We start from the raw sequence: 10,260 nt of genomic DNA, 5'->3' as shown, positions 1-10,260 counted from the left end.
AGCTGCGGCGGACGCTGCGCGTGGAGCTGGAGCCCCTGCGCACGGGCGCGCTGGTGTGGCTGACGCCGGAGGGCCCGCTGCCGGAGTCCCGCCGCGAGGTGCTCTTCCCGGCCAGCTACTGGAAGCAGGATCGGAAGCACGCGGTGCGCGCGCGGCTGCGCCCCGGCCGGGCTCCGGTGCGCAACGGGGACAAGGTGCTGGCGGCGGTGTCGTCCGCGCTGCCCGACCAGGCCCGCGTCATCGACGAGGAGCTGGCCCGGGCGCTGCGCTGGGTGCGCTGAGGCACCCGCCTCAGTCGTGGAAGAAGTACTCCACGGCAAACACGCCCAGGGCCTCCTGGGTGCTCAGGTCGTTGCCCCGCTTGAGGCCCGCGGCGGCGAAGCGCGGCCTGCCGTCGGGGCCCAGCTCTCCCGGGCGCACCATGGCGATCGCCCGGACGCTGGAGTCCCTGGGGACGGCCACCACGGGCTTGCCCGCGTTGGCGGCCGCGGCGGCGCCCTCGGCATCCGCCCGGCGCCAGCCTCGCATGGGGGCCTCCTGGCGCAGCCAGTCGCACGTCTGCGCGAGCGACAGCTCCCGAGCCCCGACGAAGTGGGGGAGCTCCGCGTTCATCGCGCGGGTGACGTCCCAGACGAAGATGTGGGCGCGCAGCCGGCTCGGCTCCTCGGGCTCGTAGCGCGGGTTGTGGCCGGCGGCGAACTGGTTGAGGACCTGCTTGTAGAGGTCCGCGGTGCGCCGGCCCTCGCGGCTCTGCAGGGGGGCGTTGATGGCCTTCCACAGGTCGCGGCTGGTCAGCTCCTTGGGCGGGGTCGTCCCGTCGAAGACCTTGCCCACCGAGGTGCTCTCCTCCTCGGGAGGAGGCGTCACCACCCGGCGGGCGCCCAGCAGGGCGTCCACCTGGGTGTGCTCCTCCTCGCCGTCGAAGGCGGACCTGTCGATCTTCTTCTTGTAGGACTTGGAGTCCGGGATGGAGCCCAGCTCGAAGGCGTTGACGCCGGCGCGCACGTTGGGAAGGCTCGACAGGGTGGGGCTGCGGCGGACGGCCTGCTCCCCCGTGGCGGTCCGGGCCGCGGGCGTGGAGCCGCTGGTGGCCGTGCGGGGAAGGCCCGTCCCGGTGTTGGTGCGAGCCGCCGGTGTGGCGCCGCTGGTGGACGTGCGCTGACCAGGACCCGAGCCGCCCTGTCCCTTGCCGCCCTGACCCGGGGGTGGTTGCGCCATGGAATCTCCCGAAAACACGGCACAGGAAAGGTGCCCGATGGCCGAGTGTACCCGTCCGCCGGGTCGGGCTTCAAATCCCCTGGGGGTCGAAAATTTGCCGGGGGTGGGGGGGCGTGACACACGTCTGTAGCCCTCGCCGTCCCCGGAGGACTTCCGATGCTCCCGCGCTCCGCCCTCCTGCTGCTGGCCCTGCTCCTGCCACTCGCCGTCCAGGCGGCGAAGCGCGACGCGGCCGAGGTCGCCTACCAGGAGGCTCGCAAGTCCTATTACGTCCTCAAGGATGACGCGACCCGGCGCAAGCTGCGCCACCACTGGCTCAACGTGGCCAGCAAGTTCGAGGCCGTGGCCAGCCACTACCCCAGGAGCCCCCGCACGCCGGAGGCCCTCTACACCGCCGCGGAGCTGCTCAGCGGGCTGAGCCGCATCTCCTTCGTCGCCCAGGATCAGCAGGCGGCCATCGCCGACTACACGCGCGTGGTGGAGGCCCACCCGCGGCACCGGCTCGCGGACGACGCGGCCCTCGCGCTCGCGCACATCTACTTCGAGCGGTTGGATCAGCCCGAGTCCGCGCGCCGCGTCCTCACCGGCAGCCTCGCGGCCAACCCCAAGGGGGACCGGGTCCGCGAGATGAAGGCCCTGCTGGCCTCGCTGCCAGCGCGCAACACCCCCAAGGCCCCGGTGCGCGCTCCCGAGCCGACGCCCGCCCCGGCGCCCGCCGTGGCCTCCTCCGAGAGCCCCAGGTCGCCCCCGGCCGAGCCGCTGCCCGTCGTCCGCGTCGACCTGTCGAAGCCGGCCGATCCGGAGCCGGCGCCCGCCGTGGCCGAGTCCTCCGGCGCCTCGCCGCTGATCGACGCCATCGGCCGGCACGGGCGGGAGCCCGCCACGAAGGCCCCTCCGGTGGCGCAGGCGGCGCCCGCCCCGGAGTCGAAGCCCGCGCCGGCTCCCGAGTCGAAGCCGGTGGTGGAGCCCGTGCAGACCGTGGCCACCGCTCCGGTCGCGGTCCCCGAGCCGCCCGCGCCGACGAACAAGCCCGTCACCGCCCCGGTGGACGAGCAGGTGGCCCAGGCGCGCCTCAAGGCCGTGGCCAAGGTGTCCAACAAGTCCGAGCTGACGCTGGCGGAGCAGCTCGGGCTGAAGGTGCGCCGGGTGGTCATCGACGCGGGCCACGGCGGGCACGACACGGGCGCCATCGGCCGCAAGGGCACCCGGGAGAAGGACGTGACGCTGGCCATCGCGCGGAAGCTCGCGCACCAGCTGCGCGAGCGCGGCCTGGAGGTACTGCTCACCCGCGAGGACGATCGCTACCTCAAGCTGGAGGAGCGTGCGCGGCAGGCCAACGCGCTGAGGGGAGATCTCTTCATCTCCATCCACTGCAACTCGGCGCCTACCTCGAAGCTGCGGGGCATCGAGACGTACACGCTCAACACCTCGGCGGACCGCTACTCCATCCGCCTGGCGGCGCGCGAGAACGCGTCCTCGGAGAAGGGCATCAGCGACCTGCAGTTCATCCTCGCGGACCTGGCCACCAAGGCCAACACCGAGGAGTCCACGCGGCTGGCGACCCAGGTGCAGAAGAGCCTGGTGAGCCACCTGTCCAGTGACTACTCGGGGGTGAAGGACCTGGGCACGAAGGAGGCGCTCTTCTACGTGCTGCTGGGCACGAAGATGCCGGCCATCCTCGTGGAGACGGCCTTCCTGTCCCACCCCGAGGAGGAGAAGCGGCTGGCCTCGGAGAAGTACCAGGACGACGTGGCTCGGGCCATCGCCCACGGCGTGGACGACTTCATCGGCGAGCGCGGCAAGCTGGCCCGCGTGCAGGTGGAGTAACCCCGGGGGCTCGCCAGGGGCGCGGTTGACGGCTACGGTTCTGGTGTCTGGCGCCATACAGGGGGCGCCCCACGGAGGCAAAGCCATGAAGATCGCGGTTCTGGGTACCGGGGTGGTCGGCGAGACGATCGCCAGCAAGCTGGTCGCGCTGGGGCACGAGGTGAAGATGGGCTCGCGCTCGGCCAACAACGAGAAGGCCGCGGCCTGGGTGAAGAAGGCGGGCGCCAAGGCCTCGCAGGGCACGTTCGCCGACGCGGCGGCCTTCGGGGAGCTCCTCTTCAACTGCACGCTGGGCACGGGCTCGATTCCCGCGCTCGAGGCCGCTGGGAAGGAGAACCTCAAGGGGAAGATCCTCCTGGATCTCTCCAACCCGCTGGACTTCAGCAAGGGCATGCCGCCCACGCTGTTCGTCTCCAACGACGACTCGCTGGGCGAGCGCATCCAGCGCGCCTTCCCCGAGCTGAAGGTGGTCAAGACGCTCAACACCATCAGCGCCCCCGTGATGGTGGACCCGTCGCGCATCCCCGGTGAGCACACCGTGTTCGTCTCCGGCAACGACGCCGAGGCGAAGAACCGGGTGAAGCAGTTCCTCACCGAGTCGTTCGGCTGGAAGCACGTCATGGACATGGGTGACATCACCACCGCGCGCGGCACCGAGAGCTACCTGCTGCTGTGGGTCCGCATGTGGGGCGCGCTGGGCACCCCGGACTTCAACGTCCACGTCGTCAAGAAGGGCTGAGCGTCATGGGCCGCCTCGGTCCGCTTCGCTACCTGTACGTGGGCAGTGCCAACGTCGAGAAGGATCTCGCCTTCCACCAGGAGGTCCTCGGCGGCGAGCTGGTCTGGCGCTTTCGCAAGTTCGGAGCGGACGTGGCGGCCGTGAGAACCGGGGAGGGGCCGCTGCTGCTCCTCGCCGATCACCGTCCACCGGGGAGCGTGCTCCCCCTGTATGTCGTCGACAACCTGGAGGCCCTGCGCGCTGGACTCTCGGGCGGGGGCTTCCGGGCCGGACACACGGTGGCGACACCCGATGGGCCGTGCCTCCTCGTGGAGAACGCGAGCGGCTTCGCCTTCGGGGCCCTCGAGGAGCAGCGTCCCCGCGCACTCGAAGGGGCCTACGCGGATCCGAAAAACGCGGCCGCGGTTCGTGAATCGAAGAAGTGAAGGGAAGGGAAGGCTCCCATGTCCGACGCTTCATCCGTGCGCGACGCGCTGCCGCTTCGCGCCATCGTCCTTGTCCTGTCCGTGGTGACTTTTGTCGTGGCCGCCAAGGCTCACGGCCGCCAGGTGCGCCTGGAGCGTGAGCGCGCCGGCCACACCCACGTCGTCTTCGGAGGGGAGAACCCTCCTTTCGTCGAGGCGCTCTGGAAGCGGGATCGCATCCGCTACTGGACGGCCGCGGCCCTCGTCTTCGCCGTGGCGGCCCTGCTGGTGCTGGCGGCCTCGTCCACTGGCCTGCCTCGCCCGCTGGGCGGTGGAGCGCTCGGAGCGGCCTGGACGATGCTCTTCCTGCCCCTCGTGACGGGCTTCGTCGTCTGTGGCACCGCGAGCCTCGCTGGCTTCCTCGCGACCCGGGCGGTGGATCCCCGCTTCACCACCGAGGCGTTGCCGGGAAGCGCCGCCTGGTGGTCGCTCGTGCTCGCCGCGCTCACGACCACCGTGACGCTCGCCTTCCGCACCGCGCGCTGAACCGCCGCTGGACGGCGGCTCAATTGAGGACGCGGCGGGCCGGCTCTCCCTGGGTCGACGCAGAGGCCGGCACCGGCGGCTGGCGCGCGATCTGCTCGCTGGCCGCCTGGAGCACCTTCTCCCGGGCCCCCTGGGGGTCACGGAAGAAGTGGGGTGACCACAGCCGCACCAGCTTCCAGCCCTGGGACTCCAGGACGGCCGTGCGGAACAGGTCCCACTCCACCGGGTCCGTCGCCTTCGGGTAGCGCGTGCCGTCGCACAGCACGCCCACCGTCACGTCTCCCGCGCGGCGAGGATGGTGCAGGGCCACGTCCACGCAGAAGCCGTCGTTGCCCCAGTGCACGTCCGAGGAGACGCCGTGGGCCCGCGCCAGGTCCGCCGCCAGGGACCGCGCGAAGGCCGAGCCCGCTTCCGTCTCCCGCTCGCGCACCTCCGGCTCCGGCCGCTCCTGGGTCTCCACCGGCTGCGCGGACTCGCGCGCGTACTCCTCCGCGAGCCGCTCGGCGTACTGGAGGTAGGCGAAGAGCAGCCAGCCGCCATTCGGCTTCCGGCCGCCCTCCACGGGAGGCAGTGCCGAGTACTGCTCGCGCGGGATGGACGTCACCAGGTGCACCATCTGCCGGGCCCGCGTCACCAGCACGTTGAGCCGCCGCCCGCCGCCCGCGCTCCCCAGCGGTCCGAAGCGCCGGTAGAAGCGGCCCTTCGAGTCCGGTCCGTACGTGGTGCTGATGATGATGTGGTCCCGCTCGTCGCCCTGGACGTTCTCCAGGTTCTTCACGAAGAGCCCCTCGAACGAGCCCTCGCCGCGCCGGACCCGCGCCGCCGCCAGCTTCGCCGCGAAGTCCGCGTCCGTCGCCGCCAGCTCGTCCAGCTCCTCGGTGATGACGTCCCGCTGCGTCAGGTTGAAGCACGCCACGCCGATGGACGGGGGCTCCGGACGCGAGAGCAGCTCCTTGACGAGCGCCGCCACCGCCCGCGCCTCCACTTCGTTCACCCGCTTCTCGTAGCGGCCTCCCGTGTGGACGAGCCGCAGCGGCGCGTGCTCCACCCGGTTGGACGGGTGGCCCGGAATGGCCTGTAGCCGCGAGTCATAGAAGTGCTCGTTGCTGAAGCCGATCAGGTCCGCGTTCCGCGAGCGGTAGTGCACGTCCAGGTAGCACTGGTCGATCTCCAGGTTCAGCGCCGCGCCGAGCAGATCCTCCACTTCGGCCTGCTGCTCCTCGAAGAGACCCTGCTCGCCCTCGGCCTCCGTCTCCTCCTGGCTCTGCACCACTGCGGACTCGAAGAAGCGCGTGGGCGGGAGCTGCTTGGGGTCTCCCGCGATGACCACCCGCTTCGCCCGCGTCAGCACCGGCAGCGCTTCCTCCAGGCGGCACTGCGAGGACTCGTCGAAGATGACCACGTCGAAGAGCTCCCGGCGGGGGAAGATCTGCGCCACCGTCTGGGGGCTCGCCATCCACACCGGCCGCATGTCGAAGAGGGGATCTCCCCCCTCGATGCCCGCGCCCGTGGCGATGACCTGACGCACCCGCATCGCGCGCTCGCCGCGCAGCAGCAGGCGGCGGCGCAGCTCCGTGCTCAGCCCGTTGAGCCGTCCTCCCGTGGCGGCCAGCAGCCGCTCGCGCTGGCGCTCCGTCCAGCGGTGGAGGATGACATCGCGCACCAGCTCGCGCTTCCGGGCCTCCAGGGAGCGGTAGCGCGTCTGGCTCGCGTGGATGCGATCGGCGTCGATGTGCTGGAGCACCGGGTTCTCCCGCAGCCGGGCCGACACCTCCGCGGCCAGCACCGCCTTGCGCACCGCGCGCCAGCCGTTCTCGGCCTCCGCGCCCGCCAGGGCCAGCTTGTCGGCCGTCGCGCCGAGCGCCGGAGGCAGCCCGGCCACGAGCGCCCGGATCCTCAACAATCCCTCCACGCTGGACAGCCGCGAGGTGAGCGACGCGAGGAGCGGTTGCAGCTGCGTGCCCGCGCGCAGCTCCCGGCCCTGGATCTCACGCCACGCCGGAGTGAAGAGGCCCACCTCGGCCAGCCGGGTCTCCAGTCGGGCCACGGCCTCGCCTCGCGCGGCCGACTGGCGCAGGCCCGCGAGCAGCCGGGCGTGCATCGCCGCATCTCCCCTCAGCGCATCCCGGACCACCTGCCGGCAGGAGGCGAGCGCCGGACGCTCCAACTGCAACAGCACGTCGAAGAGCGCGGCATGGGTCCGCAGGCTCCGGGCGAGCGCTTCATCCGTGAGGGGCTCGCTGGGGCCGGGGGAGAGGACGCCGTGGTGGAACTCGGTGAGCAGGGTGCGCGCACGCACGCCCGTGAGGAAGCGGGTGACGCGCTCGGTGGCCTCCGTCGCCACGGTGAGCCCGAAGCGCCTCAGCACCTCGGCGGCCTTCGCCCTCCGGGTGAAGAAGAAGAGGAAGCGGTACCACTTGGGCGCGACCTGGAGCCACGCCGCGAGGAACGTCAGCCACTGGCCCAGTGTCCCCAGGCCCTGCGGCTCCGAGCGGTGGACCAGCGCCAGCTCCGCATCCAGCGGGCCCGCGTTCAACACCTGCACCTGGGGCGACAGGCCCTCGAGCTGGGTCTTCGCCGCCTGCACCGCCTCGGACATGGACGAGGCCCAGCGGGCCAGCATCTCGGGGCGGGCGTCCTGGAGCACCGGCTCCAGCTTGTCCGCCAGTGCGGCGCGGGCCCGACCCTCGGCGGCCACGTCTCCCGAGGGGGAGAAGGCCGGCACGTCCGGCGAGGCCTGGGCATCCGCCTCGCGCGCGGCCTCCATGGCGGAGGCCATCCGCTCGCGGTACGTGGCGAGCGGCGTGGACAGGTAGTCCTTCAGCTCCGCGCCCAGCGCGGTGCGCCAGGGGTTGTCCGGGTAGCCCTCCTTCACGCCGCGATCCAGCACCTCGCGCACCTCGCGCTCGTGGGAGCGGGCCTCGGCCAGACGGGTGGAGCCGAGTCCCTCCGTCGCGCGCGCCAGCGACTCCGGCGCCTCCTGGCCGAGCCACTGTCCCACCAGCTCGTGGAAGGAGGGCTCGGTGCCTCCGGCGGGGCGCTCGGAGAGGGCGCGCTCGGCGGAGGAGAGCTCGTCGTGGAGCGTCTGCATCTCGGCATCCACGCGGGAGAGCTCGGCCTGGGCGGCGGGGTTGCCCCGGGCGTCGGTGAGGTTGTCGAGCTGCTCGCGGATGCCCAGGTAGAGCTCGCGCTGGTCGCGCTGCGCGTCATGCACCACCGCGCAGAGCGAGCCCAGGCCGAGGTGCTCCAGCCGGTGCTTCACCACGTCCAGCGCGGTGCGCTTGTCACAGACGAGCAGGACGCGCTCGCCGCGCGCCAGGTGGTCGCCAATGGCGTTGGCGATGGTCTGCGACTTGCCGGTGCCCGGAGGCCCGTGGACCACGAGGCCCCGGCTGCTGCGCGCGAGCCGCACCGCGCGCGACTGGCAGGGGTCCGCATGGGAGACGAGCCGGTCCTCGCCCGAGCGCCAGGTGCTCCGCGCCACCGCTCGAGCCTTGGGAGCGCTCCCATCTCCGAGGGAGACGCCCACGCGCAGGAAGCTCTCGATGGGACCCTGGACGGGCTCGCCGTCCACGAGTGCCCGCATGTCGTCCACGAGGCTCTGGTTGGACAGCGGGTAGAGGCCGAGCACGGCACACGGGATGATGGCGGCGCCAGCCGCGGTCTCGTCCTCGGAGCGAGGGGTGGGGGAGAGGGGCGTCTCCGGGGTGAAGGGCGCGAGGGCGGGCAGCTCCAGGGCCTTGGCCACGGCGGCGGCCAGCTCATTCACCTCGCGCCAGGGCTCCTGGCCCTGCTCGTCGGCGAACAGCTCACCGAGGCGCTTGCCGGTCTGCCGCTCCACCCACGCGAGCAGGGCGGTATTGGGCATGACGCGATCCACGCCGTCGGCGGCGGCCTCCAGCTCCACGCTCGGGGTGCGGCCCTTATTGAGGGTGAGACGCACGGGGATGAAGGCGACGGGCGCCAGGACACGCTTGGTGCTGGCGAAGCCCCGCTTGTCCTTCGAGTCCGGGGGCAGGTTGAGCAGGGGGAAGCCCACGTGCAGCACCTGGGCGCCGGTGTCCTGCTCGAAGGTGCGGGCGTCCTCGGCGATGGTGCCCAGCTTGCGCACCAGCGCCTGCCGCTCGTCCTCCTCGCGCTTGCCCGGGGCGTCCGCCTCCTTCGCCGCGCCCGAGGCGCGCACGGAGAGCTTCACCACGCCCTTGTCCCCGAGGAGCCCCGCCAGCACCGCCTGCGGCGAGGTGCCATCCAGGCGGCTGAGCACCGTGAGGTCCACGCGCTGGCGGCTGTTGTGGGGACGGCAGTTGATGCTCGGGCCCGAAGCGAGCGAGGCGTACAGGCGATCCAGCATCTTCTCGAGGAAGCGGTTGCGGGGCTCGGACAGGGCGCACCTCCCAGGGGGGCCCTCCTTTAGCACGGCCTCCGGCCCCGGCCTGTCAGTCCCCCCAGGCATGATGCGGCTTCGCCTGGGAAGTGGGCTTAATCAAGAAACCAGCAGTAGTGATGATTATCCCACAAACTGGTGTTTGATAAGCGATTGCCAGGGAGCCTTCGTCAAGAGCGGCCGATCATCCTACAGGTAGGGCCTGCTCCTCCTAGGAAAACTACACTATGGGTGCAAAAAACCTAACGCTGATTTGAAAACCGTAACTGCTTTGCAGTAAACGCTTCGCGCGCAGTTGCACCGCGTCATGCATCGAGCTCAACGCGGACCTGCCCCTCACTTCTTCAGTAAGTCCGGAGTTCGAGTACCGATGAGCGCCCATTCTTCTTCGACGCGTGGCACATCCGGCCAGTCCCCCGACAGCAGCGTGGAGTCCCCCGAGCCCATCGCCATCATCGGCATCGGGTGCCGCTTCCCCGGTGCGAATGGCCCCGAGGCCTTCTGGAAGATGATCTGCGAGGGCGTGGACGCCATCCGGGAGGTGCCAGCGGACCGCTGGGACGCGGACAGCTACTACGACGCGCGCCCGAGCCGGCCAGGGAAGATGGTGACGCGCTGGGGCGGCTTCGTGGACCAGAAGCTGGGGACCTTCGACGCGATGTTCTTCGGCATGTCGCCGCGCGAGGCGTCCCACCTGGACCCGATGCAGGCGTGGCTGATGGAGGTGACGTGGGAGGCGTTCGAGGACGCGGGCATCCGGCCGGAGGGCCTCGCGGGCAGCCGCACGGGCGTCTTCGTGGGCGTCTTCACGGAGGACGCAAAGATCTCCTACCTGCGCGGCAGCAACCGCGACCTGATTGGTTCGCACACCGGCACGGGCACGTCCATGACGATGGCGGCCAACCGGCTCTCGTACTGGTACGACCTGCGCGGCCCCAGCCTCTCGCTGGACACCGCGTGCTCGTCGTCCATGGTGTGCGTCCACCTGGCGTGCCAGAGCCTGTGGAACGGTGAGTCCACGCTCGCGCTGGCCGGCGGCGTCAACGCCATGTTCCAGCCCGAGTTCACCATCGCCGAGTCGCGCGCGGGCATGCTGTCGCCGGACGGGCGCTGCAAGACGTTCGACTCGCGCGCCAACGGCT

General features: G+C 71.4%; 7 protein-coding genes and 1 pseudogene. 6 read left to right on the top strand and 2 right to left on the bottom strand.

The features are described from left to right. Nucleotides 1-281: pseudogene (locus VF697_RS30905) on the top strand (DUF3592 domain-containing protein); the annotation flags it as partial. Nucleotides 282-291: 10 nt separating this feature from the next. Here VF697_RS30905 and VF697_RS30900 read toward each other — a convergent pair. Then, the gene (locus VF697_RS30900) at nt 292-1,218 is read right to left on the bottom strand and encodes a hypothetical protein (RefSeq protein ID WP_331100559.1); all 927 of its coding nucleotides are present in this window, start codon (nt 1,216-1,218) and stop codon (nt 292-294) included. 156 nt (nt 1,219-1,374) lie between these two features. Between VF697_RS30900 and VF697_RS30895 the strand changes: the two genes are divergently transcribed. From VF697_RS30895 to VF697_RS30880, 4 genes are all read left to right on the top strand, one after another. After that, nucleotides 1,375-3,045 carry an N-acetylmuramoyl-L-alanine amidase gene (locus tag VF697_RS30895; protein ID WP_331100557.1) on the top strand — a complete coding sequence of 557 codons (1,671 nt, stop codon included), beginning with the start codon at nt 1,375-1,377 and terminating at the stop codon, nt 3,043-3,045. Between the two features lie 85 nt (nt 3,046-3,130). Further along, the gene (locus tag VF697_RS30890; protein ID WP_331100556.1) at nt 3,131-3,784 is read left to right on the top strand and encodes an NADPH-dependent F420 reductase; all 654 of its coding nucleotides are present in this window, start codon (nt 3,131-3,133) and stop codon (nt 3,782-3,784) included. A 5-nt stretch (nt 3,785-3,789) separates the two neighbouring features. Further along, on the top strand, nt 3,790-4,209 hold the full coding sequence (locus VF697_RS30885) for a hypothetical protein (RefSeq protein WP_331100554.1): 420 nt from the start codon (nt 3,790-3,792) through the stop codon (nt 4,207-4,209). Between the two features lie 18 nt (nt 4,210-4,227). After that, nucleotides 4,228-4,734 carry a hypothetical protein gene (locus VF697_RS30880; protein ID WP_331100552.1) on the top strand — a complete coding sequence of 169 codons (507 nt, stop codon included), beginning with the start codon at nt 4,228-4,230 and terminating at the stop codon, nt 4,732-4,734. Between the two features lie 19 nt (nt 4,735-4,753). On the opposite strand, the gene VF697_RS30875 is transcribed toward VF697_RS30880, so the two are convergent. Beyond that, on the bottom strand, nt 4,754-9,187 hold the full coding sequence (locus VF697_RS30875; RefSeq protein ID WP_331100551.1) for an AAA domain-containing protein: 4,434 nt from the start codon (nt 9,185-9,187) through the stop codon (nt 4,754-4,756). 301 nt (nt 9,188-9,488) lie between these two features. On the opposite strand from VF697_RS30875, the gene VF697_RS30870 reads away from it, so the two are divergent. Then, nucleotides 9,489-10,260, top strand: a 772-nt coding sequence (locus tag VF697_RS30870) for a polyketide synthase (RefSeq protein ID WP_331100550.1), incomplete at its 3' end; no start/stop codon positions are given.

Origin of the sequence: Archangium sp. (assembly GCF_036388035.1) — a bacterium.
GTDB lineage: Bacteria > Myxococcota > Myxococcia > Myxococcales > Myxococcaceae > Archangium.
The sequence above is the reverse complement of the archived record's forward strand: the minus strand, read 5'-3'. Positions and strand labels throughout refer to the sequence as shown.

What these genes read in the sequence shown, in the direction of transcription:
- VF697_RS30900 (WP_331100559.1), bottom strand. Translation starts at nt 1,218, where the DNA reads ATGGCGCAACCACCCCCGGGTCAGGGCGGCAAGGGACAGGGCGGCTCG.
- VF697_RS30895 (WP_331100557.1), top strand. Translation starts at nt 1,375, where the DNA reads ATGCTCCCGCGCTCCGCCCTCCTGCTGCTGGCCCTGCTCCTGCCACTC.
- VF697_RS30890 (WP_331100556.1), top strand. Translation starts at nt 3,131, where the DNA reads ATGAAGATCGCGGTTCTGGGTACCGGGGTGGTCGGCGAGACGATCGCC.
- VF697_RS30885 (WP_331100554.1), top strand. Translation starts at nt 3,790, where the DNA reads ATGGGCCGCCTCGGTCCGCTTCGCTACCTGTACGTGGGCAGTGCCAAC.
- VF697_RS30880 (WP_331100552.1), top strand. Translation starts at nt 4,228, where the DNA reads ATGTCCGACGCTTCATCCGTGCGCGACGCGCTGCCGCTTCGCGCCATC.
- VF697_RS30875 (WP_331100551.1), bottom strand. Translation starts at nt 9,187, where the DNA reads ATGCCTGGGGGGACTGACAGGCCGGGGCCGGAGGCCGTGCTAAAGGAG.